This is a genomic window from Tessaracoccus sp. OS52, from assembly GCF_020687685.1.
In the GTDB taxonomy this organism is placed as follows: domain Bacteria; phylum Actinomycetota; class Actinomycetes; order Propionibacteriales; family Propionibacteriaceae; genus Arachnia.
In genome coordinates this window covers 1,450,410-1,476,745 of record NZ_JAJEWM010000001.1, presented here as the reverse complement: position 1 = coordinate 1,476,745, position 26,336 = coordinate 1,450,410, and the positions used below count along the sequence as shown (strand labels likewise).

Genomic DNA, 26,336 nt, shown 5'->3' with positions numbered 1-26,336 from the left:
CATGCGCATCTACCACCTCCTCCTGGCCGGGGCCTCATGGTTGGAGGAGTACGGGGATGCGGACGTGCCTGAGGGCTGGGAGTTCATCCGGACCTTCTCCCCGTACCACTTGCTGGACGACGCGGCCAACCTGCCGCCGACCCTGCTGCTCACCTGCATCCGGGACGACAGGGTGCACCCCGGCCCCGCGCGCAAGTTCCTGGCCAAGCGGCGTCGCGGCGGGCCAGGTGGCGCTCTGCCGCGCGAACATCCAGGGCGGTCACCAGGCAGCGGCGGACAACCGACAGCGCGCCCACATGGACGCTCCGTACCTGACGTTCCTGCGGGATCGGCTGTCCGCCACGAGGCGCTTAGGCAGTGCCGTGCGCGTCGCCAAGGGCTGGGCTCGCTAGGCTGGCGCGCATGTCACCGATGACCAAGCCCTGGCGCCTGCCACTGAAGGCCGTCAACCGCGAGCCGGCGCCCGGCGTCTACCCTGGGCTGGTCTGGCTGGTCCGCAGGGCGTTGTCGCTGCTCGTGCGGCGACACTGGGGCGGCCGGGAGAACGTGCCGTCCGACGGCGGCGTGCTGGTGGTTGCCAACCACATCAGCAACTTCGACGTTCTCGTGCTCGGAGAGTTCGTCATCTGGGCTGGCCGATGGCCCCGATTCCTCGGCAAGGCCGAGATCTGGAAGGTGCCCGTCCTGGGCTGGCTGGCCCGTTCCTGCGAGCAGATCCCCGTCCTGCGCAACACCGCCGCCGCACGGGACTCCCTCATCCATGCCGAGCGCGCCCTCCAGGACGGCAAGGCGGTGGCCGTGTACCCGGAGGGCACGATCACGGCCGACCCCGACGGTTGGCCCATGACGGCGCGCACCGGTGCGGCAAGGCTGGCGTTGAAGACGGGTGTTCCGGTGATCCCGATTGGGCAGACGGGCTCCGAGCAGGTACTGGGGGGCAAGCGACTGGAGTGGCGCCGGTTGTTCAGCCTCCGGCGCCGGCCCGTGCACGTCCTGGCTGGACCCCCGGTGGACCTGAGTCGTTTCCGCGCCGACGGCGAACCCACGCGCGAGGCCATCGAGGGGGCCGCCGTCGCGATCATGGACGCCATCACCGCGCTCGTGGCAGAGTTGCGCGGCGAGCCGGCACCGCCGGATCGGTGGGACCTGCGGGCCAAGGCGCGGGTGCCCCGGAATGAGGCCGGGTAGTTCCTCTGGGATAGGGTTTCGCTCGACAAACCCAATCTGGAGGTCTCGTGGACAAGCGCATCCGGGTCGCACTCATCTTCGGCGGCCAGTCGCCCGAGCACGGCGTCTCGTGCCTGACCGCGGCAAGTGTGCTGGGGGCAATCGACAAGGAGCGCTTCGACGTCGTCGGCGTCGGGATCACGCGCACCGGGCGCTGGACCCAGGTTCCGCTGGAGGTCGTGGCCGGGTACCGGATCGTCGACGGCCGGGTGCCCGAGGTGGGCGAGCCCGAGCGCGATGCGGTCTGGATGGTAGGCGCCGACGGCTGTGAGGTGGCCACCAGGGACGGCGAGCGCCTCGTGGACATCAACGGCGTCGACGTGGCCTTCGCGCTGCTGCACGGTCCCTTCGGTGAGGACGGGACCATCCAGGGCCTGTTCGAGATGATGGGCATCCGCTACGTCGGCTCCGGCGTCACCGCCAGCGCCATCGGGATGGACAAGCACCACATGAAGGTCGCGTTCGCGGCTGCGGGTCTTCCCGTATGGCCCTACGTCGTGGCCAGCGACCGACGCTGGCGGGAGGAACGCGGAGAGGTGCTGGCGGAGGTGGCAAAGCTCCAGTACCCGGTGTTCGTGAAGCCGTCGCGTGGAGGATCCTCCCTGGGAATCACGCGCGTGACGGATCCTGCACAACTCGCGGAGGCCATCGAGGCCGCCCGCGCCTACGACCCCAAGGTGGTCATCGAGCAGGGCTTTGTCGGGGCCCGCGAGCTGGAGTGCGCCGTGATCGCCAATCCGGATTCGCCGGGAGGGTGCGACGCCTCGGCGGTCGGGGAGATCCGGGTCCACACCTCGGATGGTTTCTACGACTTCGACGCCAAGTACATCGCCGACGACGAGGCATCGCTGGACGTGCCCGCCGACACCAGCCCGGAACTCGCCGCAACGATCCAGCAGGTCGCGAAGCGGGCCTTCGACGCGGTTGGTGGCGAGGGGCTCGCGCGCGTGGACGTCTTCGCCACGGCCGACGGCCAGGTCTGGCTCAACGAGATCAACACCATGCCGGGCTTCACGGAGATCTCGATGTACCCCAAGCTGTGGCAGCACAGCGGGATCAGCTACCCCGAGCTCGTCGGCCGCCTGATCGAGCTCGCGCTGCTGCGACCCATCGGGCTGCGCTGACATGGACCTCGGCGAGTTCGAACTCATCGCGCAGGTCACCGACCACCTGCCTGCCGGGGATGACGTCGTGCTCGGCGTCGGCGACGATGCGGCCGTCCTCAGACCGCTGGGCGACGTGGTGGTCACCACCGACATGCTCGTGGAGGGCATCCACTTCCGGAAGGTGTGGAGTCCGGCATTCCAGATCGGCCGCAAGGCCGTGGCGGTCAACGTCTCCGACGTCGAGTCCATGGGCGCCACGCCGAGCGCGGTGGTCATGGCGCTCGGACTGCCCGAGGATGTCGACCTGGACTGGGTGAGGCAGCTCTCCGCAGGCGTCCGTGACGAGTGCGCGCGTGCCGGGGTCAGCCTCGTGGGCGGCGACGTGTCCCGCGCCCGGGAGGTGGTCATCACGGTGACGGCGCTGGGCAACCTCGATGACCGTGCTCCTGTGACGCGCAGCGGCGCCAGGGTCGGCGACGTGGTGGCGGTCGCCGGCCGGCTCGGGTGGGCGGGCGCGGGACTCACCGTGCTCCAGCGCGGGTTCGGGTCTCCCAAGGAGCTGGTTGCGGAGCAGCAGTGTCCGACGGTGCCCTACGGCCAGGGCGCCAAGGCCGCAGCGGCCGGGGCCACTGCCATGGTCGACATCTCCGACGGGCTGCTGGCCGATCTGGGACACATCTGCGAGTCCTCCGGCGTGGGCATGGACCTGGGCACCCACCACTTCGAACTGCCGGATGCGATCCAGCGGCTCTCCGCCGCCACCGGGCTCTCACCCTGGACGTTCATCCTCGGCGGGGGAGAGGACCACGCGCTGGCGGCGACCTTCCCCGACGGCGCAGCGCTGCCCGACGGCTGGCGTCAGGTGGGCGTGGTCACCCGTGGTGATGCCGTGACCGTCGACGGCGAGGCCTGGGACGGCCCGCGGGGCTGGAACCACTTCGCCTGAGCCCTTCCGGCGCCGGGCGGGGGCAGAGTCCGCGCCGTCGGCCCCGGAGTGGGATCCGGGAATCCCGCGCGCCGTCCGCTAACGTGCAACCCATGGCGTCCCGCGGAACTTCCTCGTCGCGGAACTCCAGCACCAAGACGCGCACGTCGAGGGCTGCCAGTTCCAGCAAGAGCACCAAGACCACCCCCTCCAGGCCGAGGGGGTCCGCGAGCGCGCGCAAACCCGCGCCCCGGACGCCCGCCAAGCAGGCCGGTCCCAACCCGCTCCTCCGGTTCCTGGGAGCCGTTCTCGGAGGACTGGCGCACGGCGTCGGAGCCATCGCCCGCAGCTTCGGAGGGGCGGCGGAGGACGTGGATCCCAAGCTGCGCCGCGACGGCGTCGGCCTGTTCCTGCTGGCGCTGGCCATCCTCGTGGCCGCGCGGATGTGGTTCCAGCTGCCCGGACCAGTCGGCGGTGCCATCGAAGTCGGCGTCACCACCATCTTCGGGTCCCTGGCCGTGGCGGTGCCCGCCGTGCTCTTCTACGGTTCCTGGCGTGTGCTGCGGCACCCGCGCGACGTCGAGGCCGCTCCCCGGACCAGCCTGGGTTGGACGCTCATCACCTTCGGCGGCCTGGGCCTGCTGAACATCGCCAGCGGCCTGCCCCGGCCCGACGACATGGTGGCGCTCCGCGACGGCGGCGGCATCCTTGGCTACCTGTCGTCGAGCCTACTGACGGACCTGGTGACCGTCTGGGTGTCGGTGCCGCTGCTGACGATTCTCACGCTCTTCGGAGTGGTCGTGGTGATCGGACGGCCGCTGCACGAGATCTTCGCTGGCATCTCCGCGGTGTTCAGCACCCTCGTGGAGCGCCCCGACGGCGAGGAGGCACCGCCCAGGAAGGGCAAGAAGGACAAGGCGCTCAAGCTGGGCGTCGACGTTCCCTACGACACCCCCCTGGTCGAGGACGAGCAGTCCGAAGGGATCTACGACTGGGATGCCGCCGAGACCGACGTCCTCCACACCGAGTCCGAGGCGGACGTCATCCCGGCACCGAAGACGGCCCCCGGGAAGCGGAAGGATGCCCTGCCGCCCCCGGCGCACACCCCCGCGCCGGCCCAGGGGGTGCAGATGCAGCTCGGCGGCGACGTCGTCTACCAGCTGCCCCGCGACACGATGCTGGCGCCCGGCACCAAGCCGAAGTCCCGCACCGAGGGCTCCGACAAGGTGGTCCGCCAACTCGCCGACACCCTCAACGAGTTCGAGATCGACGCCCGCGTCACCGGTTACACCCGGGGTCCGACGGTGACCCGCTACGAGGTGGAGCTCGGCAGCGCCATCAAGGTCAGCAAGGTCACAGGCCTGGCCGACAACATCGCCTACGCCGTCGGCTCCAACGAGATCCGCATCCTCACGCCCATCCCCGGCAAGTCCGCGATCGGCATCGAGATCCCCAACCTCGACAAGGAGGTGGTGAGCCTCGGTGACGTGCTGCGCTCCAACAAGGCCCGAAACGACCACCATCCGCTCACGGTCGGGCTGGGCAAGGACGTCGAGGGCGGCTTCGTCGTTGCGAACATGGCCAAGATGCCCCACCTGCTCGTGGCCGGCGCCACCGGCTCCGGCAAGTCCAGCTTCATCAACTCCCTGATCACCTCGATCATGATGCGCGCCACCCCCGACGAGGTCCGCATGCTGCTGGTGGACCCCAAGCGGGTGGAGCTCAACCACTACGAGGGCATCCCGCACCTGGTCAGCCCCATCATCACCAACCCCAAGAAGGCCGCCGAGGCCCTCGCCTGGGTGGTGCGTGAGATGGACATGCGCTACGACGACCTGGCGGCCTTCGGCTTCCGGCACGTCGACGACTTCAACAAGGCCGTCCGCGCGGGTCAGGTGAAGCTCCCGGAGGGCTCCGAGCGCGTACTGGCGCCCTACCCCTACCTGCTGGTGGTCGTCGACGAGTTGGCCGACCTCATGATGGTGGCCCCGCGCGACGTCGAGGAGTCAGTGGTGCGCATCACCCAGCTGGCACGAGCCGCCGGCATCCACCTCGTGCTGGCCACCCAGCGACCCTCCACCGACGTCGTCACCGGCCTGATCAAGGCCAACGTCCCCTCCAGGCTGTCGTTCGCCACGTCGTCCATGACCGACTCGCGGGTGATCCTCGACCAGCCCGGTGCGGAGAAGCTGGTGGGCAAGGGCGACGGTCTGTTCCTCCCCATGGGCGCCGGCAAGCCGATCCGCGTCCAGGGCGCGTGGGTCAACGAGTCGGAGATCCGCGACGTCGTGGCGCACGTCTCGGCGCAGTTGCAGCCCAACTACCGCGAGGACGTCGCCGCACCGCAAGCCGAGAAGAAGGTGGTCGACGACATCGGCGACGACCTGGAACTCGTGCTCGACGCCGCGCGCCTCGTCGTCGAACTGCAACTCGGGTCCACCTCGATGCTGCAGCGCAAGTTGCGCGTCGGGTTCGCCAAGGCGGGGCGGCTGATGGACATCCTCGAGAGCCGCGGCGTCGTCGGCCCGTCCGAGGGCTCCAAGGCGCGTGAGGTCCTGGTCAAGCCCGAGGACCTCGACGAGCTGCTGGCCAACCTCGCAGACGGATGACTCCCGCGCCAGGTGCGATACTGGGTGCGATGACTGCCACCGATGAACTCCGCAAGGTCCACATCTCCACGCTCGGGTGTGCCCGCAACGACGTGGACTCCGAGGAACTCGCCGGCCGCCTGGAGGCCGGCGGCTTCGTGCTGGTCGACGACCCGGAGCAGGCCGAGACGGTGGTGGTCAACACCTGCGGTTTCGTCGAGCAGGCGAAGAAGGACTCCATCGACACCCTCCTGGCCGCGGCCGAGCTGAAGGACGGGGGCGCGACCCGCGCCGTCGTCGCCGTGGGCTGCATGGCCGAGCGCTACGGCGTCGAACTGGCCAAGGAGTTGCCCGAGGCCGACGCCGTCCTCGGGTTCGATGACTACGCCGACATCGCCGACAAGCTGCGTCTCATCCTCGACGGGCATGCCCCGGCACCGCACGTCCCGAGGGACCGCCGCAAACTGCTGCCGATGGCACCCGCGGACCGCTCGGCTGCTGCCCGCGGGGTCGCCGTACCCGGCCACGCCCCACTGCCGGAGGGCCTGGCGCCCGCGACGGGGCCCCGGACGCTGCGCCGTCGGGTCTCCTCCGGCCCGTCGGCCCCGCTGAAGATCGCATCCGGCTGTGATCGTCGCTGCTCCTTCTGCGCCATCCCGGCCTTCCGGGGCAGCTACCTGTCGCGGCCGATGGCCGACATCGTCCAGGAGGCCCGCTGGCTCGTCGGTGAGGGGGTTCGCGAAGTCTTCCTGGTCTCGGAGAACACCTCGAGCTACGGCAAGGACCTCGGGCCGGACGAACGGCTGGAGGAACTCCTCGGCCACCTCTCAACCGTGGACGGCCTCGACTGGATCAGGGTCTCCTACCTGCAGCCGGCCGAGATCCGGCCGTCGATGCTTGAGGCGATGCTCCACACGCCGAAGGTGGTCCCCTACTTCGACCTGAGCTTCCAGCACGCCTCGCGTTCGGTCCTGCGGTCCATGCGCCGTTTCGGAGACCCGGACTCCTTCCTCGACCTCATCTCGAGGATCCGGACGGTGGCACCTGAGGCGGGCATCCGAAGCAATGTCATCGCCGGGTTCCCGGGAGAGACCGACGCCGACGTCGAGACCCTGCGCCAGTTCATCATCGACGCGAACCTCGACGTGCTGGGCGTCTTCGGCTACTCCGACGAGGACGGGACGGAGGGGGAGCGGCTCCCCGGCCACCTCAGCACCTCCGAGGTGGAGGCCCGGCGAGCGCTCCTGGCCGACGTCGCCCTGGCAGTGAACGAGTCCCGGGCCGCCGAGCGCGTGGGCCAGTCCGCGACGGTGCTCGTGGAGGGGACCGACGACGGCGTGGTCGGCAGGGCGCCGCACCAGGGCCCGGAGACCGACGGCGTCGTGGTCCTCGAGGGGTCCGCAGCGGTGGCGGTTGGTGACTTCGTGGAGGTCGAGTTCGTCGACTCCGAGGGGATCGACCTGATTGGAGTCCTTCGATGAGCGAGCCCACGCCCCAAACTGCCAAGCCCAGCAACTGGAACGTCCCCAACGCGCTGACGGTGATCCGGATCCTGCTGGTGCCCGTGTTCCTGGTGGTCCTGTTCGTGGCCCCCGACGACCAGGGGTGGCGCCTGGCGGCCACCGCGGTGTTCACCGTCGCCATCCTCACCGACCTGGCCGACGGCCGGATCGCCCGGAAGTACAACATCGTCACCGACTTCGGCAAGCTCTGGGATCCGGTGGCCGACAAGGCCCTGACCGGGGCCGCCTTCATCTCGCTGGGCATCCTCGACGAGCTGTACTGGTGGATCATCGTGGTCATCCTGCTGCGGGAATGGGGGATCACCTGGCTGCGGGCGGCCATCGCGAAGTACGGCATCATGCCCGCGAACCGCGGTGGCAAGGCGAAGACCGTGACGCAGTCCGTCGCGCTCATCCTGTTCCTGCTCTGGCTCCCCGCGTTGCCCACGGTCGTGCAGTGGATCGCGTGGGGCCTGATGATCGCGGCCCTGGTGCTGACCGTTGTCACCGGGCTGGACTACATCCGCCAGGCCATGAAGATCCGTCGCGAGGCCATCGAGAAGTCAGCCGCCGGTTCCGACGGGCCGCTGGGATAGGCTCGCAGAAGGCCCCGCAGACTTGGAGGAACGATGACCGCTGAATCAGCCAAGGAACTGGTCACCTTGATGACCACCCGCTCCACCACACTGGCCACCTGCGAATCGATCACCGGTGGCGGCATCGGCGCGGCGCTGACCGCGGTGCCTGGGGCCTCGAAGATCTTCCGCGGCTCGCTGGTCACCTACGCCAAGGATCTCAAGGCCAGCCTCGCCGGTGTGGACCCGGAACTCATCGACACCGAGGGTGTGGTGAACGAACTGACCGCCATCCAGATGGCGCTGGGCGCACAGACGCGCTGCGACGCGGACTGGGCGGTGGCCACCACGGGCGTGGCCGGTCCCACGGAGATCGACGGCGTGAAGGTCGGCACGGTCTGGTTCGCCGTCGTTGGGCCGGCGCCGGGCATGTCGCCCCGCCCGCAGTACACCGAACTCAAGCATTTCGAGGGAGACCGGCAGCAGATCCGCGAGGCCGCCATCGACCACGCAATCGACATGCTGCTGCGAGTGCTCTGACCGGCATTTCGCCCTCCGCGGAATAGATTCCTCGCTCGCCGCGTTGTGAAGGTGTGGCGGGCATTGGGTCCGCAGAACGAAGGTAGGGCTGAGATGAAGACGATTCTGATCCGCAAGGTCATGGGTGAAACCCTCCGGGAGATCCGGATGGGCGCCTCGATGACGCTCCGCGAGGTCTCGGTCGCCAGCATGGTCAGCCTGGGATACCTCAGCGAGATCGAGCGCGGTCACAAGGAGGCCTCCAGCGAGGTCCTGTTCTCCATCTCCGCGGCTCTGGGAGTGTCGCTCTCCGACCTCCTGGCCATGGTGAGCGACAAGGTCTCCCAGATCGAGACCGAGGCGACGCCCAGGGTCGCGCTTGCCGCCTGAGTCAGTCGCTTTCCGTCTCCACGGCGGGCACGATGTGGACGTCGACGCCGGCCTCCCGGATCTTGTTCAACTCCGTGGGCGAGGCGGTCGAGTCCGTCACCAGGACGTCGATGTCGCTCAGGTTCGCCATCCTGGCCAGGGTCACGGTTCCGATCTTGGAGGCGTCGGCCACCGCTATGACGCGCTGAGCCCGCTCGATCAGGGTGTGGTTGGTGCGGGCCTCGATCTCGTCGTGCGTGGTAAGCCCTCCGACCGCACTGACCCCGTCGGCCCCGACGATGGCCGTCCCGATGTTGACCAGCCGCAGCGTCGCCTCCGCGAGTGAGCCGACCAGTTCGAGGGAGTTGGGGCGCAGCACGCCGCCGGCTATGAGGACCCTGGCCTGGCCCTGCTCGGCCGCCTCCATCCCGATGCTGAGCGAGTTGGTGATGATCGTCAGGTCGTCGCGATGCTGCAGGGCGCGCAACACCTCTGCCGCGGTGGTTCCTCCGGTCAGGCCGATGGCGTACTTGCCCTGGGGGATCATGTGTGCGGCGGCGATGGCGATTCGTGACTTGGCCTCCTGGTTGCGCCCGTCGCGCAGGCGGACGGGAAGTTCCTTCATCCCCTGGACGAGACGAGCTCCGCCGTGCGTCCGGTCCAGCAGGCCCTGTGCAGCCAGTGCCGCGACGTCGCGGCGAATGGTGGCCTCGGAGGCGCCGAGTTCCTTCGCGAGCTGCGACAAGGGGAGTTGTCCGTGCTGCCCAAGTAGGGCGAGGAGGGCGACCATCCGGTCGGAACGCTTGTGGGACGATGTGCCGGTGGTGCTCAAGACTGGCTACCCCTTTGTTGTCTGGTCGATTGCGCGGTTCGTTGCGCGAATGTCGAGCCACACTCTACGGCCCGGCGGGCATTCGTGAGCGGCGATGATCGGTTTCGTCCATTCCGCTCCCCTGAGGGTGCGCGGGGAGCTCCTTGCGCCCATCGGATACCGTTGCGCTGTGCGTGAAGCAGAGCTGTGGGCGAGGCTGGGCAAGGTGCTGCCCGACGGCTACGCGGCCGTGTGGGCGGAGCAGGTCGTCCTGGCCGACCTCGGTGGCCGGACGGTCCGCGAATCCCTCGCTGCGGGGCTGCCCTGCAAGCGGATCTGGCGCGCGGTGTGGGCCCAGCTGGAGTTGCCGCAGACGTTGCTCTAGGGCACTGAGACACGCCGCGCGTGTCGCGGGACAATCGAACAGGTGTTCGTCTAGAGTAGGTCCCGCTGAAGGTTCTCCACAGGCACCTGTGCTCCGTGGTGTTTCGTCAGTCCCAAAACCTAGAGTGTTGGTCGAGCACAAATTGGTCCGCCGGACGCGGGCACCGAGGATAGGAGCAACCCATGGCCGTTGCGGATCGCGCCAAGGCGCTGGAAGCGGCACTGTCGCAAATCGAGAAGGTCCACGGCAAGGGATCAGTCATGCGCCTCGGCGCGGACACCCGCCTGCCGATCGACGTAATTCCCACCGGATCCGTTGCGCTGGACGTCGCGCTCGGCATCGGTGGCTTGCCCCGTGGCCGCGTGGTGGAGATCTATGGCCCGGAGTCCAGCGGCAAGACCACCGTCGCGCTCCACGCCATCGCCAACGCGCAGCGGGAGGGTGGCATCTGCGCCTTCATCGACGCGGAGCACGCCTTGGATCCGGATTACGCCCAGAACCTGGGGGTGAACACCGACGAACTCCTCGTGTCGCAGCCGGACAACGGCGAGCAGGCGCTTGAGATCGCTGACACGCTGGTGCGCTCCGGTGCCATCGCGCTCGTGGTCATCGACTCGGTGGCGGCCCTGACCCCGCGCGCCGAGATCGAAGGAGACATGGGCGACTCGCACGTGGGCCTGCAGGCACGGCTCATGAGCCAGGCACTCCGCAAGATGACCGGTGCGCTGAAGAACTCCAACACCACGGCAATCTTCATCAACCAGCTCCGCGAGAAGATCGGCGTGATGTTCGGCTCGCCGGAAACCACCACGGGCGGCCGCGCCCTCAAGTTCTACTCGTCAATCCGCCTCGACGTCCGCCGCATCGAGACCCTGAAGGACGGCACCGTCAGCGTGGGCAACCGCACGCGCGTGAAGGTCGTCAAGAACAAGGTGGCCCCGCCCTTCAAGCAGGCGGAGTTCGACATCATCTACGGCGAGGGGATCTCCCGCGAGGGCAGCCTGATCGATCTCGGGGTGGAGTCGGGTGTGGTCCGCAAGGCCGGTGCGTGGTTCACCTACGAAGCCGACCAGCTCGGCCAGGGCAAGGAGAACGCGCGCGCGTTCCTGAAGAAGAATCCAGAGGTGGCAGCCGAGATCGAGCGCCGCATCCGGATGCACCTCGGTGTTGACAAGGATCCCAACGCCGTCGAGGAGAAGATCGACCCCGAGAGCGGCGAGGTCGAGGTTGACTTCTGATCCCGTCGGCGGGATGAGCCGTGACCAGCAGGTGGAGTTCGCCTACCGAATCGCACTCCGCCTGCTGGAGACTCGGGCCAGGACCGAGCACGAGCTGCGTGCGGCGATGCGGAAGAAGGACGTCCCATCCGACGTCGCCGACGAGATCATGCAGCGCCTGAAGGAACTGCGCTACGTGGACGACGATGCGTTCGCGGAGGCGCTGACCGTCAGCCGGGTGAACGTGTCGCACCGCGGACGAACCCGCATCCGACAGGAGCTCCAGGCCAAGGGCATCCAGCGCGAGGCGGTGGACGAGGTGCTGGCCGAACTGGACCCGTCCGACGAGTGGGCCGCGGCCCGCGCTTTCGCCACCCGCAGGGCCGGCTCGCTGGCCGGTCTCGAGCGTCACGTGGCGATGAGGCGGTTGCGTGGTGCCCTGGCGCGCAGGGGCTTCGGGATGGACATCGTCGTCGGGGTGTCCGAGGAGGCGCTGGGGCGCTTCGACGATTGAGGCACGCCGGAGCTTGTGTTTTCCACAGGGGGGCCATAATCTCGAAGCAAGGTCTAGGTGACCCCGCATGAAGACACCTCTTCACCGTTTGGGTGAAGGCAATTGGAATATTGGACTAATAAAACCCCGGGCCCGGAGCTTACGACTCCCGGCCAGCAAACGGGATCTGACAAGCTCATAAGCCAGACTGGGTCGATTCGTCGACGCAGCGTCCAGCGCCGTCGTCGCTGGGCGCCCAGTGGTGCACCCCTGCGGGAGGCATGACCTCGAGGCTGAGGAGTGTGCAATGGAGTGGATTGGTTGGGCGGTGGCAGCCGTCCTCGCCGTCGTCTTGGTGGTCGTGGTCCTGAGGCAGCGGCGGGCCGTGCTGGGTCTGGTCGAGGAACACGCGCGGATGGAGAAGCGCTCGCGCTCCGTCGCGGCTTCCATCCGCGAGCAGGCCGAGGAGAGCGCCAACCACGTTCGCGCTGATGCGGAGCGAGTCCTCCAGCACTCACAGGAGCGGGCCAAGGAAGCCATGGCCGACGTCGAGCGCCGGCGTGCCGAACTCGAGGCATCCATTGCGGCTCAGCGCAACGAACTCCGTGAGATCCGTGCTGCCCAGGAGCGGCAGGAGGCAAGGCTCCACGAGCGCGAGGACCGGGTGGCCGCCGACGCCGAGGGGCTACAGGTGCGCACCGAGAAGTTGGATGCGCAGAAGGCCGAGGTCAAGGCAGCCCGGGCCAGGCTGGAGGAAGAACTGGAACGCGCCACCGCAGAACTTGAGCGCGTGGCCGGACTCAGCGTGGCGGCCGCCCGCGCGGAAGTGCTGGCGGAGGCGGAACGACAGGCGAAGCTGAGCGCAACGGGCCTGGCCCGCGACATCGAGCAGCGCGCCCGTCGGGACGCGGACAAGATCGCGCGAAGCATCATCGTCACCGCCATCCAGCGGGTCGCCTCGGAGCAGACCAGCGAATCGGTCGTCTCCAGCGTCGACCTGCCTTCGGACGACATGAAGGGCCGCATCATCGGCCGCGAGGGCCGCAACATCCGGGCGTTCGAGCAGATCACGGGCGTCAACGTGCTGATCGATGACACCCCGGAGTCGGTCCTCCTGTCCAGTTTCGACCCCGTGCGTCGTGAGACCGCCCGGCTGACCCTCGTCGACCTCGTGGCCGATGGCCGCATCCATCCCGCCCGGATCGAGGAGGCTTTCGAGAAGAGTCAGCGCAACATGTCGGAGATCCTCAACCGCGCGGCCCAGGACGCACTGGCAGAGGTGGGCATCGTCGACCTGCACGAGGACCTCGTGCCGGTGGTCGGGGCGCTGGCCTTCCGGACCTCCTACGGTCAGAACGTCCTGCGCCACCTGGTGGAGAGCGCACACCTGGCCGGAATGATGGCGGCCGAACTCGGTCTGGACGTGGCCTTCTGCAAGCGCGCTGCGTTCCTCCACGACATCGGCAAGGCGTTGACCCATGAGCAGGAGGGCCCGCACGCGATCGTCGGCGCAGACCTGCTCCGGCGCCACGGCGAGCATCCAGACATCGTGCACGCGGTGGAGGCCCACCACAACGAGGTCGAGCCCCGCACCGTCGAGGCAGTCCTGGTCCAGGCTGCCGATGCCATTTCCGGGTCACGCCCGGGCGCGCGCAGGGAGCCCTTGGAGGCCTACGTCGAGCGCATGGAACACCTGGAGGCGATCGCCACCAATCACGAGGGTGTCGAGCGCGCCTACGCCATGCAGGCCGGCCGCGAGCTGCGCGTGATGGTCGCCCCGGACGTCGTCGACGACATCGCTTCGCAGACCTTGGCGCGCGATCTCGCCAAGGAGATCGAGAAGAACCTCACCTATCCGGGACAGATCAAGGTCGTCGTCGTGCGCGAGTCGCGTGCCATGGAGACGGCGCACTAACCCTTCAGGTGGCGCGGACGCCCCAGACCGAGCGCGACTCCTGGCCGGGGGCAAGGGTGATCATGCCGGCGTGCGTGGGGCCCTCGTTGAAGGCGTCGGGTCCGCAGGTCATCGGCTCGACGGCGATCGCGTGGCGCTCGGGACGAGTCGTGTAGACCTGCACCCATGGGAGCGTCTCGTCGGCCCAGATGGACACGACCCGCGCGGGGCCCCGCAGCTCTACCGCCCACTCGGCGCTCTGCGGGCCGGTGAAGGCGGTGTCGAACTCGACCTCGGCGAGGGGCCGCGCAGCCCGGAAGTCCCTCTCCGCCGAGATCGGCTCCACGGAGACCGGCAGCAGTCGCGCCGGATCGACGGTCAGTTCCTGCTCGAACGGCAGAAGCAGTTCCACCTCGGACAGGTTGCCGAACTCGAAGTAGGGGTGGACGCCGTAACCGTAGGGCAGCGGGCTGGCGCCATCGTTGACCACCTGCACCTCCACGCGCAAGCCCTCGTCATCGAGGCTGTGGGTGATGCTCGCGGTGAGCGTCCCCGGCCAGCCGGGCTCGGGGTGGAACGTGTGACGCTGCACCACGGTGTCACTGGTGTGGGCCACGAGCTCCCAGGCCCGGCCGGCGTTCAGGCCGTGCAGGGCGGTGTTGCGCTCCACCTCGTTGATCGGCAACTGCTGGTCGCTGCCGGCGAAACGGTAGGCGCCGTCCGCGATCCGGTTCGGCCACGGCAGCAGCTGCAGCCCCTGGCTCGACCGGGGGATCTCGTCGGGCCCGAAGGTCCACAGCAGTTCCTCGCCGTCGACGCTCAGGCTGCGCAGCGTGGCACCGACCTCCGTCGTGACGGCGGCGTAGCGGCCGTGGGTGATCTCGTACTGGGCCCCGGTGGGGAGAACTGTCATGCGGGGAAGCCTACTGACGGTTTCATCCTCACGGCGCCCGCGTCTAGAGTTGTCACACCATGTCGAACGCCCGCACCTACAACGTCATCACCTATGGCTGCCAGATGAACGTCCATGACTCCGAGAGGATCTCGGGGCTGCTGGAGGAGTCTGGTCTGAGCCGCATCGACGCCGTTCCCGGGGCTCCGCTGGGTGGCGGTGCCGACGTCGTGGTGTTCAACACCTGCGCGGTGCGCGAGAACGCTGACAACCGCCTCTACGGGAACCTCGGGCACATGGCGAAAGTCAAGTCCGAGCACCCCGGCATGCAGATCGCCGTGGGTGGCTGCATGGCCCAGAAGGATCGGGAGGTGATCCTGCGCAAGGCTCCCTGGGTGGATGTCGTGTTCGGGACCCACAACGTCGGCTCGCTGCCGATCCTGCTGGAGCGGGCACGGGTGGAGAACGAGGCGCAGGTCGAGATCGTCGAAGCGTTGCAGAACTTCCCGAGCAACCTGCCCAGCCGGCGCGAGTCGCCCTACTCCGCCTGGGTCTCCGTGAGCGTCGGCTGCAACAACACCTGCACGTTCTGCATCGTCCCCGCGCTCCGGGGCAAGGAGACCGACCGACGGCCGGGCGACATCCTGGCCGAGGTCCGGATGCTCGTGGACCAGGGCGTCCAGGAGATCACCTTGCTGGGCCAGAACGTCAACGCCTACGGGGTCGAGTTCGGCGACCGGCACGCCTTCGCAAAGCTGCTGCGGGCCTGTGGGGAGGTCGACGGCCTCGAGCGCGTCAGGTTCACGTCGCCGCACCCCAAGGACTTCACCGACGACGTGATCGACGCGATGGCCCAGACCCCCAACGTGATGCCGCAGCTGCACATGCCACTCCAGTCCGGATCCGACGCCATCCTCAAGGCGATGCGCCGCTCCTACCGTCGTGAGCGCTACCTGGGGATCATCGAACAGGTCCGCGCTGCCATGCCGCAAGCTGCTATCACTTCCGACATCATCGTCGGCTTCCCCGGGGAGACGGAGGAGGACTTCCGTCAGACCATGGAGGTCGTCGCCGCGTCGCGGTTCTCGGCAGCGTTCACCTTCCAGTACTCCAAGCGGCCCGGCACGCCTGCCGCAGAGATGCCCGGGCAGATCCCCAAGGAGGTGGTCCAGGACCGCTACGAACGTCTGGTCGACCTGGTCAACGACATCTCCTGGCAGGAGAACCGGGCGCTGGAGGGCACTGAGGTCGAGGTGATGTTCGCCCTCGGCGAGGGTCGCAAGGACCTCGAGACCAACCGGATGAGCGGGCGGGCCAGGGACAATCGCCTCGTGCACGTCACGGTCGGCGACGACGCGGCGGAGCGCCCTCGCCCCGGCGACATCGCCCTGGCGACCATCACGCACGCCGCCCCCCACCACCTCAACTCCGACCTTCCAATCCGTGGGCTGCGCAGGACCCGGGGTGGCGACGCGTGGGAGGCCACGACCTCCCAGGCCCCGGCCCCGGTCGGCGTCGGTCTGGGCATGCCGGGGATCGGCCGTCCGGCGGGGGTCTGAGGCATTGCCTGTGATCGTGCTCGTCGGCCCCACGGCCACGGGCAAGTCCGAACTCGCCGTCGAGGTTGCCCTGCAGTTGCAGCACCGCGGGATCCTCGCCGAGGTGGTCAACGCCGACTCAATGCTGGTCTACCGCGGAATGGACATCGGGACGGCCAAACCCTCCGCCGCTGAGCGCAGGGGCGTGGTCCACCACCTCATCGACATCCTGGACGTCACCGAGCGTGCCACCGTGGCGGAGTTCCAGGGCCTCGCGCGCTCGGCCATCGCCGACATCCGGGAGCGCGGGGGCATTCCCGTCGTCGTCGGGGGCTCGGCGCTGTACACCCGGGCGATCCTCGACTCCTTCGAGTTCCAGGCCTCCGACGAGGTAGTCCGAGCCAAGTGGGAGGCCGAACTGGAACGCGTCGGCCCCTTCGAGCTTCACCGTCTGCTGGCCCTGAGGGCCCCCGAATCGGCGGCGAAGATCGAACCCGGGAACGGTCGCCGGACCGTCCGGGCGCTGGAGGTCAATGAGCTCGCCGGTGGACACGTCGCCTCCCTGCCCGAATGGACCTACGAACTCCGCAACGTGTGGCAGTTCGGGCTGCAGCAGGACCGCGCGGAGTTGGACAGGCGCGTGAACGAGCGGGTCGAGGCCATGTGGGAAAGCGGGCTGGTGGACGAGGTGCGCCGGCTCCTCGACGTCGGGCTGCGGGAGGGCGTGACCGCGCGCCGGGCGATCGGGTACCGACAGGTCATCGACCTGCTGGACGGGCTGACCACGGCGGAGGAAGCCAAGGAGCTCGTGAAGAAGGCCACCAGACGATTCGTGCGCAAGCAGTTGGGCTGGTACCGGAGGGACCCCAGGATCCAGTGGCTGCAAGCGGGGGAGCCGTCCAACCCAACAGTAATCCTCTCGCGGGTAGGATTGCCCCCTACAGCTGCAACGGAGGGGAGTCATGCGCAGGTTCACGTTCCTGAAGGGCCACGCGACCCTCAATGACTTCATAATCATCGACGACCAGCACGGCATGCGCGACCTCTCGCCGGCCTTCGTGCAGCAGCTTTGCGACCGGCGCGGAGGGATCGGCGCCGACGGCCTGCTTCGGGTGGTGCGTGCCCAGTACGTGAAGGACTGGGACGGCGACCCGGAGCTCTGGTTCATGGACTACCGCAACTCCGACGGCTCGCTCGCCGAGATGTGTGGCAACGGACTGAGACTTTTCGCTCGCCACCTCATGAACGAGCAACTGGTGCCGTCGGGCCGCTTCAGTGTGGCCACCCGCGCTGGCGTCAAGGACGTCAGGATCGCCCGGGGCGGGCTCATCTCGGTCGACATCGGCCGCCCGCGGTTCGAGGAGCGGGAGGTGAGGGTCAGCCACCAGGGCCGGGACTGGCCGGCGGTGGCCATCGACGTGGGCAACCCGCATGCCGTTGTCTTCCTCGACGACGTCGACGAGCTGGCCGCGCTGGACCTCGGCCGGGCGCCGCTATGGGCACCTCAGGACGTGTTCCCGCGTGGCGTCAACGTGGAGTTCATCCACGCCACCGAGGCGGGGCGCGTCCGGATGCGCGTCCACGAGCGTGGCAGCGGGGAGACGATGAGCTGCGGTACCGGGGTGGTGGCCGCCGCAGCGGCCTATGCCCAGCGCTCCGGTCACGACGGTCAGGTGACCGTCACCGTCCCGGGCGGGGAGTTGACGGTGGACTTCGAGGGGGAGCATGCCTGGCTGACCGGGCCCGCCGTCATCCAGATGCGCGGCGAGTACTGGGCCTGAGGAGCCGGGGTTTTCCACAGGCGTAACAGTGATGCTTGGAGGCCGGGGCCCGGCCTGCGAGAATGGACCCCACGATGAACCAACCTGACACGCAACCCACGCCCGCGGACCTCCTCGACGAAGAGTACGAGGACTTCGACGGTGACCAGGAAGACCTCGAGGCCCGGCGCTCGCTGCGCCGCGTGGCCGGCATGCGCACCGAACTCCAGGACGTCACCGAGGTCGAGTACCGGCAGCTCCGTCTGGAACGAGTGATCCTGGTAAGCGTCTGGACCACGGGCACGCAGGCCGACGCCGACAACGCGATGGCGGAACTGAAGCTGCTCGCGGAGACGGCGGGCTCCGAGGTGCTCGAAGCGCTGGTGCAGCGCCGCAGTCATCCGGATCCCGCAACCTACATCGGAAAGGGCAAGGTCACCGAGGTTGCCGAGGTGGTGCAGGCCACGGGGGCTGACACGGTGATCTGCGACGGTGAGCTTGACGCCTCCCAACTGCGCAACCTTGAGGACCGGCTGAAGGTCAAGGTGGTGGACCGCACCGCCCTGATCCTCGACATCTTCGCCCAGCACGCCAAGAGTGCGGAGGGCAAGGCCCAGGTCGAGCTCGCCCAGTTGCAGTACCTGAAGCAGCGTCTCCGTGGCTGGGGTGGCAACCTGTCCCGCCAGGCCGGTGGTCGCGCGGCCGGCGGTGCGGGCATCGGCGGCAGGGGCCCCGGCGAGACGAAGATCGAGACGGATCGCCGTCGCATCCAGCACCGGATCTCGCAGCTACGCAGACGCCTCAAGGAGATGGAGACCACGCGGGAGGGCAAGCGCGCCGAACGCCGTCGCAACCAGGTCCCGTCGGTGGCCATCGTCGGGTACACCAACGCCGGCAAGTCGTCGCTGCTGAACCGGCTGACGGGCGCCGGGGTCCTGGTGGAGGACGCTCTGTTCGCGACCCTCGACCCGACCACCCGCCGGTCTCAGACCCATGACGGCCGGGAGTTCACGCTGACCGACACCGTCGGTTTCGTCCGCCACCTGCCGCACGACCTGGTGGAGGCCTTCCGCTCGACGCTGGAGGAGTCCGCCCAGGCGGATCTGCTGCTGCACGTCGTGGACGCCTCGGACCCGGACCCGGAGGGGCAGATCTCAGCGGTACGCCAGGTGCTGGCCGAGATCGAGGCACTCACGGTCCCGGAACTGCTGGTCTTCAACAAGGCAGATGTGGCCGACCAGACCGCGCTCATGGCGCTGCGCGCGAACCACCCGGAGTCGATCATCGTCTCCGCCCGCTCCGGCCGCGGAATCGACGAGCTGGCCAAGGCGGTTGCCGAGTGGCTCCCACGCCCGGAGGTGGAGATCCACGTGGTGATTCCGTACGAGCGGGGGGATCTGGTGGACCGGATCCACCGCACCGGTCGCATCCAGCAACTCGACCACGTGGCCGAGGGCACCGAGGTGCGCGCCCTGGTGCGTCCGGCCCTGGCCGACGAACTGGCCGAGTTCAGGCATGCCTGAGGAAGTGGCCCTCGAGATCCTCCAGGCCGCCGTCTCCGGCATCGAGGGACGCGAACGCCCGGGTCAGCAGGCGATGGCCCTGGCTGTCGCCGAGAGCCTGGACAGCGGATTGCACCTGCTGGTGCAGGCCGGGACCGGCACCGGGAAGTCGCTGGGGTACCTCGCCCCGGTGCTGGCGCGCGTGGTCGAGTCCGACGAGCGAATCATCATCGCGACGGCCACCCTCGCGCTCCAGGCGCAGTTGGCGAACAAGGACATCCCCGCTGCCCTGGCCGCAGTCAAGAAGGTGACTGGCAAGGAGCCGAAGACTGCCATCCTCAAGGGGAGGACCAACTACGCGTGCCTCTACCGGTCGCGCTCGGGGGGTACGTCCGCGCAGGGCTCCCTGCTGGGTGCCGAGGAACTGCAGACCTCCCCGGGAACCGACGCCGTCAGCAAGCTGGGCGTGGAGGTGCTGGCACTGCGGGAATGGGTGGAGGAGGAGGCCGAGCGTGGTGGACTCGCCGACCGCGACGATGCCCCCAGCCACACCGCTGCGGGTTGGCAGCAGGTCTCGATCCCCACCCGCGAATGCCTTGGAGTGGCGGCCTGTCCGTTCGGTGACGAGTGCTTCGTCGAGGCCTCCCGCGAGGAGGCTCGGGCAGCGCAGGTGGTCGTCACCAACCACGCTCTGCTGGCCATCAACGCCATGCACGGCAGGACCGCCCTGCCCGAGCACTCGGCGCTGATCGTCGACGAGGCGCACGAACTCCCCTCACGAATCACCACGGCAGCCACGAACGAGCTGACCCCGATGATCGTCGAGCGGGCTGCCCGGCGGGCCCTGACGTGGCTGGAGGACGACCTCGCCACCGAGTTCCTGGAGTGCTCGGACGCCCTGCGCACTGCGCTGGACGAGTCCAGCCTGACGCGGATCGAATCCGCGTCGGCCCCCGTCACCTACGCAGCGGCGCAGATCCGCGACGTCAGCAGACGGGTGGTCAGTGCGCTCTCCGGCAAGCATGACGACCCCGAACGGACCCAGGCGAGCGCCGCAGTGCAGGAGGTCTTCGACATCTCCGCCCGGATTGCCGCCCTCGCCGATGCCGACGTGGTGTGGGTCAGCGACTCGGATGTGCGCGGACGAACTGTGTGGGTGGCACCGTTGAACGTGGCAGGACTCCTGCGAGAGCAGGTCTTCGGGGAGACCCCGACCATCTGCACTTCCGCCACCTTGGTGTTGGGCGGTGACTTCTCCGCGTTCGCGGCCAGCGTCGGTCTGTCCCGCCGGGACGAGGTGGCTGAAACTGAATCGGACCCTGAGGTCTCACCGTTGTCATGGCGCGGTCTGGACGTCGGGTCGCCGTTCGACTACCGCACCCAGGGGATCCTCTACGCCACCAAGGCGCTGCCCAACCCTGGTCGCGACGGACTGACCGACGAAGTGCTCTCCGAGATTGCGCAGTTGGTGTGGGCCGCGGGGGGCAGGACGTTGGGGCTGTTCGCCTCCCGACGCAACGCGGAGCAAGCCGCTGCCCATTGCCGCCGTGAACTGCCGGAGCTGAAGATCCTGTGCCAGGGAGACGCGCAATTGTCCGAGCTCCAGCGGGAGTTCATCGCGGATCCGGAAACCTGCCTGTTCGGAACGATGTCGCTGTGGCAGGGAGTGGACGTGCCCGGGGAGACCTGCCAGCTCGTGATCATCGACAAGATCCCGTTCCCACGCCCTGATGACCCGCTCATGCAAGCCCGGAAGAAGGCGGTTGACGACGCCGGGGGCAACGGCTTCATGTCGGTCGCAGCCACCCACGCGGCGCTGCTGCTGGCGCAAGGCACGGGCAGGCTGATCCGGCGCAGCGAGGACAGGGGAGTGGTGGCCATTCTCGACCCCCGGCTGGTGACGGCTCGTTACGGCAGGTTCCTCGCCAGTTCCCTGCCCGGATTCTGGGCCACCACGGACCCGGACGTCGCGGTCAACGCGCTGCGTCGGCTCCGCGGCGAGGAGTGACTCAGACCCGTCGGAGGATGGCGACGACCTTGCCCATGATGTGGGCGTTGGTGCCATCGATGGGCTCGTAGTTCTCGTTGTGCGGCATGAGCCACACCTTGCCGTCCTTGCGCTTGAGAGTCTTCACCGTGGCCTCGTCCTCGATCAGGGCTGCGACGATGTCTCCGTTGATGGCGTCGTTCTGCTGCCGGACCACGACGAAGTCGCCGTCGCAGATCGCGGCGTCGATCATGGAGTCACCACTGACCTCCAGCAGGAACAGGTTGCCATCACCCACCAGTTGCTTGGGCAGCGAGAAGACGTCCTCCACCCGTTCCTCGGCGAGGATGGGGCCACCAGCCGCGATCCTTCCGACCAGTGGGGCGTTCACCGAGTTGGGGGCGTTGTTGTAGCTCTGCTCGGAGGAGAGTTCGGCCGACGCGGCCTGGCGGGGGGCTGCACCGTCTGGAATGGTGACCACCAAGGCGCGGGGGCGGTTCGGATCCCGGCGCAGGAATCCCTTCTCCTCCAGCACCTTGAGCTGGTAGGACACGCTTGAGGTGGAGGCGAGCCCTGCCTGGCGGGCGAGTTCCCGGATGGATGGTGGGTAGCCGACCGTCTCCACGGCTTCCTTGATCACCTGCAGGATGCGACGCTGACGATGGGTCAGCCCGTAGGCGTCCTCGGGGCCGTCGGGGAGGATCGCGATGCCGTCCAGGTCCGCCTCGACCTGGGCCGTCGTGGGACGACCGGCCCGGGAGGCCCGCTTCGGGGGGTTCTTTCGCTCGTCTGCCATGCCCGAAATCATAGCCAATAATCCGAACACTTGTTCGATCCCGCTGGCGTGTCGCGTCCCAACCGTTTTGTCAGAGCCTCCTGATTGTGTAGCTCGCGAGGGGACACGCCGGAAGGAAGATTCGAACGATCGTTTGAATTGGCCTCCTCCTGGGGTATCGTTTCCATTCGAACACACGTTCGACATCTCGCGGATGGCGGGTGTCACGGATAAGGAGTCAGTATGAGCATCGCGGTTGCAGCACCCGGTACCCGGACCGTCACCACTTCTCCCAGGCGGAAGCGCCCCAGCGCCCCCGGCAGCCGGCGCCCAGCGCCTGGCCCACTCGCAAGCCCGGCGACGACGCCGTCACCGGGGCGCACACGCTCCCTTGCCTCATGCGTCATCGACCGTCGGCCCCGGGCCTCGGTCCTGTTGACCGTGAAGGTTGCACTCGTGTCCGTCGTCGCCCTGCTGGGTGTTGGTGTCTCAACTGCGGAGTTCGCCAGTTGGTCCACCCCGGACCCGGCGGTCCAGTTCGTTCAGGGCGACCCGGCCTGGGCCCACGTCGAGGGCCGCTGAGCGATTTCTGAAGATCGGCGAGCGACACGCCGACGGGTATTGACCCGCGTCCCCGACGGACCTAGGGTTTACTAGATCTAGTAGTTACAACGGTGTTCTTCCCCAACAAGTTGTGGTTTGGGGATAACGCCTGGATCATTAGTAAACCGGCCTCACCCGTGAGGTCATCCCGATGAGAGGACCCCCGCCGTGCATTGCCCGTTCTGCCGCCATGAGGACACCAAGGTGTCCGATTCGCGCGCGACGGACGACGGCGCGGCCATTCGCAGGCGTCGCACTTGTCCCGTGTGCGAACGGAAATTCACCACGGTCGAGCAGGTTCAGTTGACCGTTGTGAAGCGCTCCGGAGTGACCGAGCCCTTCAACCGCGAGAAGGTGATCAAGGGTGTGACCAAGGCCTGCCAAGGCCGTCCCGTCACCTCCGCCGAACTCGCGGCCCTCGGGCAGCAGGTCGAGGAGTCCCTTCGCTCCAGTGGCTTGGCGGAGATCCCTGCGGAGGCCATCGGCGTGGCCATCCTCGGCCCCTTGGCCGAACTTGACCCCGTCGCCTACCTGCGATTCGCAAGTGTGTACAAGAACTATGAGTCGGTCGATGACTTCGCGGCCGAGATAGATGCTATGAGGGCGCGGATCTCCGAGCGGAGTACGCCTTCGGAGGTCCCCGCCACTGGACGGAGCTCGTCCAGCCGGCAACGCAAGTCAATGTCGCAAGAGCCCCTGATCGGCTGAGCCGGTCCACAAACAACCAGTGAGGATAGTTATGACCACGACTGCCACCAAGCCAGCTGCCGGCCGGGCCAGCAAGTCGAACCAGCCCAAGGCGTCCCGGGGCCTGACCATCTCGCGGGTCTTCACCACCCCCGGTGTACACCCCTACGACGAGGTGGAGTGGGAGCTGCGCGACGTCTCGCAGGTGAACTGGAAGACGGGGGTCTCGGTCTTCGAGCAGCAGGGCGTCGAGTTCCCCAGCTTCTGGAGCGTCAACGCGTCCACGATCGTCACGACGAAGTACTTCCGCGGGGCCGTCGGCACGGACAAGCGCGAGTCGAGCCTCAAGCAGCTGATCGACCGCGTGGTCAAGACCTATGCGCGCGCAGGCGCGGACCACGGGTACTTCGCCACGCCTGCCGACGCCGAGATCTTCGAGCACGAGCTGACCTGGATGCTGCTGCACCAGTACTTCTCGTTCAACTCACCGGTTTGGTTCAACGTGGGGACGCCGTCGCCGCAGCAGGTCTCCGCCTGCTTCATCCTCAGCGTCGATGACTCGATGGACTCCATCCTGAACTGGTACAAGGAGGAGGGCTTCATCTTCAAGGGCGGCTCCGGCGCCGGTCTGAACCTCTCCCGCATCCGTTCCTCCAAAGAACTGCTGAGCTCCGGCGGTACGGCCTCAGGCCCCGTCTCGTTCATGCGAGGCGCGGACGCATCCGCCGGCACCATCAAGTCCGGTGGTGCCACCAGGCGTGCAGCGAAGATGGTCGTGCTTGACGTCGACCACCCCGACATCGAGGAGTTCGTCGAGACCAAGGCGCGGGAGGAGGACAAGATCCGCGCGCTCCGTGACGCCGGCTTCGACATGGACCTGGGCGGCAGGGACATCACCTCGGTGCAGTACCAGAACGCCAACAACTCGGTCCGGGTCAACGACGAGTTCATGGAGGCCGTCGAGGCTGATGGGCCGTTCGGGCTGCGTGCCCGAGGCGACGGCAGCATCATCGAGGAGGTCCGGGCCAAGGAACTGTTCCACAAGATCGCCAAGGCGGCCTGGGAGTGCGCGGACCCCGGCATCCAGTACCACGACACCATCAACGACTGGCACACCAACCCGGTCACGGGACCCATCACCGCGTCGAACCCTTGCTCGGAGTACATGAGCCTGGACAACTCGTCGTGCAACCTGGCCAGCCTGAACCTGCTGAAGTTCCTGAAGGACGACGACACGTTCGACTCGGAGCTGTTCGTCAAGGCCGTGGAGCTCATCATCACGGCCATGGACATCTCCATCTGCTTCGCCGACTTCCCGACCGAGTCGATCGGTGAGACCACCCGCAACTTCCGTCAACTCGGCATCGGCTACGCCAACCTCGGCGCCCTGCTGATGGCCATGGGCAAGGGCTATGACACCGAGGGTGGCCGTTCCACCGCGGCGGCCATCACCTCGATCATGACCGGTGCTTCCTACCGTCGCAGCGCCGAACTCGCCGGGATCGTCGGGCCCTACAACGGCTACGCCGAGAATGCCGAGGCCCACCAGCGCGTCATGCGCAAGCACCAGGCCGCCAACGACTCCCTCAAGGTTCTGCCGACCGACCGTGGCATCCACGCCGTCGCCACCCGTGAATGGGACCAAGTGGTCAAGCTGGGCGCCCAGAAGGGGTTCCGCAACGCCCAGGCCTCCGTGCTGGCGCCCACGGGCACCATCGGCTTCATGATGGACTGCGACACCACTGGTATCGAGCCCGACTTCTCGCTCGTGAAGTTCAAGAAGCTCGTCGGCGGCGGATCGATGCAGATCGTCAACCAGACCGTCCCGCGTGCCCTGCGGCAGATGGGATACGGCCCGGAGCAGGTCGAGGCGATCATCGAGTTCATCGCGAGCAACGGCCACGTCATCGGTGCCCCCGGCCTGGCTGCCGAGCACTACGAGGTCTTCGACACCGCGATGGGCCAGCGCGCGATCGCTCCGATGGGCCACGTGCGAATGATGGCCGCCGTGCAGCCCTTCCTCTCGGGAGCCATCTCGAAGACGGTCAACCTGCCGGAGACGGCCACCGTCGAGGAGATCGCGGACGTCTACCTGCAGGGCTGGAAGCTCGGCCTCAAGGCGCTGGCGGTCTACCGCGACAACTGCAAGGTGGGCCAGCCCCTCTCCGACGGAAAGAAGAAGGCCGAGGAGAAGGCCCCGGAGGCCAAGCCGGAACCCGAGGTGCGCGTCGAATACCGTCCCAAGCGGACCCGTCTGCCCAAGTCCCGCAACAGCCGCACGACGAGCTTCTCGGTCAACGGTGCGGAGGGTTACATGACCTCGAGCGCCTACGAGAACGGTGGTCTGGGAGAGGTGTTCCTGAAGCTCGGCAAGCAGGGCTCCACCCTCGCCGGAGTGATGGACGCCTTCTCGATCGCGGTGTCCATCGGTCTGCAGTACGGCGTGCCGCTGGAGAGCTATGTGCAGAAGTTCACGAACCTGAAGTTCGATCCCGCCGGCATGACCGATGATCCGGACATCCGGATCGCGCAGTCCTTCATGGACTACATCTTCCGCCGCCTCGCGCTGGACTACCTGTCCTTCGACGACCGTGCCGAGCTTGGCATCTACACGGCTGCCGAGCGTGCCCGCTACGTCGAGACCGGCAGCTACGTCTCGGAGGAGGAAGAGGCGGCCATGCCGGAATCGCAGACCCTGCGCAACGACGACGGCGACAACTTCAAGGTCGACGGTGCGCGTCAGCCCTCCCTCATCGAGGCCCCGGCGCCGATCGAGTTCGGCAAGGCGCACACCACTGCGGAACTGATGGAATCCATCACTGGCACCGCTGTCGACGCCCCGCTGTGCTTCACCTGCGGCACGAAGATGCGCCCGAGCGGATCGTGCTACGTCTGCGAGGGCTGCGGCTCCACCAGCGGTTGCAGCTGATGAGCTGATGGTGAGCTGAGAAGCACTGCCGCGAAAGGCCCCGGGGAGCCCC

The 26,336-nt window shown here is 67.9% G+C and carries 23 protein-coding genes; 20 read left to right on the top strand and 3 right to left on the bottom strand.

Translation table 11 applies throughout. The features are described from left to right. Window positions 1-402 precede the first annotated feature (402 nt). The 8 genes from LKO27_RS06905 to LKO27_RS06870 all read left to right on the top strand — a co-directional run bounded on the left by LKO27_RS06905 (window position 403) and on the right by LKO27_RS06870 (window position 8,832). A complete protein-coding gene (locus LKO27_RS06905) occupies window positions 403-1,188 on the top strand; it encodes a 1-acyl-sn-glycerol-3-phosphate acyltransferase (RefSeq protein WP_227736453.1) in 786 nt (261 codons plus the stop codon). Window positions 1,189-1,235: 47 nt separating this feature from the next. Further along, window positions 1,236-2,351: a D-alanine--D-alanine ligase family protein gene (locus tag LKO27_RS06900; RefSeq protein ID WP_227736452.1), complete on the top strand. Its 1,116-nt coding sequence runs from the start codon at window positions 1,236-1,238 to the stop codon at window positions 2,349-2,351. Between the two features lies 1 nt (window position 2,352). Then, the gene (locus tag LKO27_RS06895; RefSeq protein WP_227736449.1) at window positions 2,353-3,279 is read left to right on the top strand and encodes a thiamine-phosphate kinase; all 927 of its coding nucleotides are present in this window, start codon (window positions 2,353-2,355) and stop codon (window positions 3,277-3,279) included. Between the two features lie 92 nt (window positions 3,280-3,371). Further along, window positions 3,372-5,867, top strand: a complete 2,496-nt coding sequence (locus LKO27_RS06890; protein ID WP_227736447.1) for a DNA translocase FtsK — start codon at window positions 3,372-3,374, stop codon at window positions 5,865-5,867. Between the two features lie 29 nt (window positions 5,868-5,896). Then, window positions 5,897-7,327, top strand: coding sequence for a 30S ribosomal protein S12 methylthiotransferase RimO (gene rimO / locus LKO27_RS06885; protein WP_227736445.1), 1,431 nt, complete (start codon window positions 5,897-5,899; stop codon window positions 7,325-7,327). Further along, window positions 7,324-7,944, top strand: coding sequence for a CDP-diacylglycerol--glycerol-3-phosphate 3-phosphatidyltransferase (gene pgsA, locus LKO27_RS06880; RefSeq protein ID WP_227736443.1), 621 nt, complete (start codon window positions 7,324-7,326; stop codon window positions 7,942-7,944). Before rimO ends, pgsA begins: the two co-directional genes overlap by 4 nt. 33 nt (window positions 7,945-7,977) lie before the next feature. Continuing rightward, on the top strand, window positions 7,978-8,463 hold the full coding sequence (locus LKO27_RS06875) for a CinA family protein (RefSeq protein WP_227736441.1): 486 nt from the start codon (window positions 7,978-7,980) through the stop codon (window positions 8,461-8,463). Between the two features lie 93 nt (window positions 8,464-8,556). Beyond that, complete coding sequence (locus tag LKO27_RS06870; RefSeq protein WP_227736440.1) at window positions 8,557-8,832, top strand: helix-turn-helix domain-containing protein; 276 nt, start codon at window positions 8,557-8,559, stop codon at window positions 8,830-8,832. Window position 8,833: 1 nt separating this feature from the next. On the opposite strand, the gene LKO27_RS06865 is transcribed toward LKO27_RS06870, so the two are convergent. Then, window positions 8,834-9,601, bottom strand: coding sequence for a DeoR/GlpR family DNA-binding transcription regulator (locus LKO27_RS06865; protein ID WP_227737238.1), 768 nt, complete (start codon window positions 9,599-9,601; stop codon window positions 8,834-8,836). A gap of 211 nt (window positions 9,602-9,812) precedes the next feature. On the opposite strand from LKO27_RS06865, the gene LKO27_RS06860 reads away from it, so the two are divergent. From LKO27_RS06860 to rny, 4 genes are all read left to right on the top strand, one after another. Continuing rightward, window positions 9,813-10,007, top strand: coding sequence for a DUF3046 domain-containing protein (locus LKO27_RS06860; RefSeq protein ID WP_227736438.1), 195 nt, complete (start codon window positions 9,813-9,815; stop codon window positions 10,005-10,007). Window positions 10,008-10,189: 182 nt separating this feature from the next. Beyond that, window positions 10,190-11,245: a recombinase RecA gene (gene recA / locus LKO27_RS06855; protein WP_227736436.1), complete on the top strand. Its 1,056-nt coding sequence runs from the start codon at window positions 10,190-10,192 to the stop codon at window positions 11,243-11,245. Between the two features lie 13 nt (window positions 11,246-11,258). After that, window positions 11,259-11,738, top strand: coding sequence for a regulatory protein RecX (locus tag LKO27_RS06850; RefSeq protein ID WP_227736434.1), 480 nt, complete (start codon window positions 11,259-11,261; stop codon window positions 11,736-11,738). A 286-nt stretch (window positions 11,739-12,024) separates the two neighbouring features. After that, window positions 12,025-13,632: a ribonuclease Y gene (gene rny, locus LKO27_RS06845; RefSeq protein WP_227736432.1), complete on the top strand. Its 1,608-nt coding sequence runs from the start codon at window positions 12,025-12,027 to the stop codon at window positions 13,630-13,632. A 4-nt stretch (window positions 13,633-13,636) separates the two neighbouring features. Here the strand turns inward: rny and LKO27_RS06840 are convergent, their stop codons facing one another. Next, complete coding sequence (locus LKO27_RS06840; RefSeq protein WP_227736431.1) at window positions 13,637-14,524, bottom strand: aldose 1-epimerase family protein; 888 nt, start codon at window positions 14,522-14,524, stop codon at window positions 13,637-13,639. A 59-nt stretch (window positions 14,525-14,583) separates the two neighbouring features. Between LKO27_RS06840 and miaB the strand changes: the two genes are divergently transcribed. The 5 genes from miaB to LKO27_RS06815 all read left to right on the top strand — a co-directional run bounded on the left by miaB (window position 14,584) and on the right by LKO27_RS06815 (window position 21,311). Continuing rightward, a complete protein-coding gene (miaB, locus tag LKO27_RS06835; RefSeq protein ID WP_227736428.1) occupies window positions 14,584-16,062 on the top strand; it encodes a tRNA (N6-isopentenyl adenosine(37)-C2)-methylthiotransferase MiaB in 1,479 nt (492 codons plus the stop codon). A 10-nt stretch (window positions 16,063-16,072) separates the two neighbouring features. Next, a complete protein-coding gene (gene miaA / locus LKO27_RS06830; RefSeq protein ID WP_227736426.1) occupies window positions 16,073-17,047 on the top strand; it encodes a tRNA (adenosine(37)-N6)-dimethylallyltransferase MiaA in 975 nt (324 codons plus the stop codon). Then, a complete protein-coding gene (gene dapF, locus LKO27_RS06825) occupies window positions 17,004-17,822 on the top strand; it encodes a diaminopimelate epimerase (protein WP_227736424.1) in 819 nt (272 codons plus the stop codon). The genes miaA and dapF overlap by 44 nt, the downstream gene beginning before the upstream one ends. Before the next feature lie 74 nt (window positions 17,823-17,896). Beyond that, complete coding sequence (gene hflX, locus LKO27_RS06820) at window positions 17,897-19,324, top strand: GTPase HflX (protein ID WP_227736423.1); 1,428 nt, start codon at window positions 17,897-17,899, stop codon at window positions 19,322-19,324. Then, window positions 19,317-21,311: an ATP-dependent DNA helicase gene (locus LKO27_RS06815; protein WP_227736420.1), complete on the top strand. Its 1,995-nt coding sequence runs from the start codon at window positions 19,317-19,319 to the stop codon at window positions 21,309-21,311. The genes hflX and LKO27_RS06815 overlap by 8 nt, the downstream gene beginning before the upstream one ends. 1 nt (window position 21,312) lies before the next feature. On the opposite strand, the gene lexA is transcribed toward LKO27_RS06815, so the two are convergent. Next, a complete protein-coding gene (gene lexA, locus LKO27_RS06810) occupies window positions 21,313-22,086 on the bottom strand; it encodes a transcriptional repressor LexA (protein WP_227736418.1) in 774 nt (257 codons plus the stop codon). A gap of 435 nt (window positions 22,087-22,521) precedes the next feature. On the opposite strand from lexA, the gene LKO27_RS15195 reads away from it, so the two are divergent. The 3 genes from LKO27_RS15195 (at window position 22,522) to LKO27_RS06800 (ending at window position 26,284) form a co-directional block, all read left to right on the top strand. Then, complete coding sequence (locus LKO27_RS15195) at window positions 22,522-22,647, top strand: hypothetical protein (RefSeq protein WP_255621826.1); 126 nt, start codon at window positions 22,522-22,524, stop codon at window positions 22,645-22,647. A 189-nt stretch (window positions 22,648-22,836) separates the two neighbouring features. Further along, window positions 22,837-23,376 (top strand): transcriptional regulator NrdR, encoded by a 540-nt coding sequence (gene nrdR, locus LKO27_RS06805; RefSeq protein WP_227736416.1) that lies wholly within the window; start codon window positions 22,837-22,839, stop codon window positions 23,374-23,376. A 31-nt stretch (window positions 23,377-23,407) separates the two neighbouring features. Beyond that, window positions 23,408-26,284, top strand: a complete 2,877-nt coding sequence (locus LKO27_RS06800) for a vitamin B12-dependent ribonucleotide reductase (protein ID WP_227736414.1) — start codon at window positions 23,408-23,410, stop codon at window positions 26,282-26,284. The last annotated feature ends 52 nt before the right edge of the window (window positions 26,285-26,336 follow it).

Coding starts and splice junctions, on each gene's coding strand:
- LKO27_RS06850 (WP_227736434.1), top strand. CDS start 11,259: ATGAGCCGTGACCAGCAGGTGGAGTTCGCCTACCGAATCGCACTCCGC.
- LKO27_RS06865 (WP_227737238.1), bottom strand. CDS start 9,601: ATGGTCGCCCTCCTCGCCCTACTTGGGCAGCACGGACAACTCCCCTTG.
- LKO27_RS06840 (WP_227736431.1), bottom strand. CDS start 14,524: ATGACAGTTCTCCCCACCGGGGCCCAGTACGAGATCACCCACGGCCGC.
- LKO27_RS06895 (WP_227736449.1), top strand. CDS start 2,353: ATGGACCTCGGCGAGTTCGAACTCATCGCGCAGGTCACCGACCACCTG.
- LKO27_RS06800 (WP_227736414.1), top strand. CDS start 23,408: ATGACCACGACTGCCACCAAGCCAGCTGCCGGCCGGGCCAGCAAGTCG.
- rny (WP_227736432.1), top strand. CDS start 12,025: ATGGAGTGGATTGGTTGGGCGGTGGCAGCCGTCCTCGCCGTCGTCTTG.
- recA (WP_227736436.1), top strand. CDS start 10,190: ATGGCCGTTGCGGATCGCGCCAAGGCGCTGGAAGCGGCACTGTCGCAA.
- miaB (WP_227736428.1), top strand. CDS start 14,584: ATGTCGAACGCCCGCACCTACAACGTCATCACCTATGGCTGCCAGATG.
- LKO27_RS06905 (WP_227736453.1), top strand. CDS start 403: ATGTCACCGATGACCAAGCCCTGGCGCCTGCCACTGAAGGCCGTCAAC.
- LKO27_RS06870 (WP_227736440.1), top strand. CDS start 8,557: ATGAAGACGATTCTGATCCGCAAGGTCATGGGTGAAACCCTCCGGGAG.
- pgsA (WP_227736443.1), top strand. CDS start 7,324: ATGAGCGAGCCCACGCCCCAAACTGCCAAGCCCAGCAACTGGAACGTC.
- rimO (WP_227736445.1), top strand. CDS start 5,897: ATGACTGCCACCGATGAACTCCGCAAGGTCCACATCTCCACGCTCGGG.
- LKO27_RS06890 (WP_227736447.1), top strand. CDS start 3,372: ATGGCGTCCCGCGGAACTTCCTCGTCGCGGAACTCCAGCACCAAGACG.
- LKO27_RS06815 (WP_227736420.1), top strand. CDS start 19,317: ATGCCTGAGGAAGTGGCCCTCGAGATCCTCCAGGCCGCCGTCTCCGGC.
- lexA (WP_227736418.1), bottom strand. CDS start 22,086: ATGGCAGACGAGCGAAAGAACCCCCCGAAGCGGGCCTCCCGGGCCGGT.
- dapF (WP_227736424.1), top strand. CDS start 17,004: ATGCGCAGGTTCACGTTCCTGAAGGGCCACGCGACCCTCAATGACTTC.
- LKO27_RS06875 (WP_227736441.1), top strand. CDS start 7,978: ATGACCGCTGAATCAGCCAAGGAACTGGTCACCTTGATGACCACCCGC.
- hflX (WP_227736423.1), top strand. CDS start 17,897: ATGAACCAACCTGACACGCAACCCACGCCCGCGGACCTCCTCGACGAA.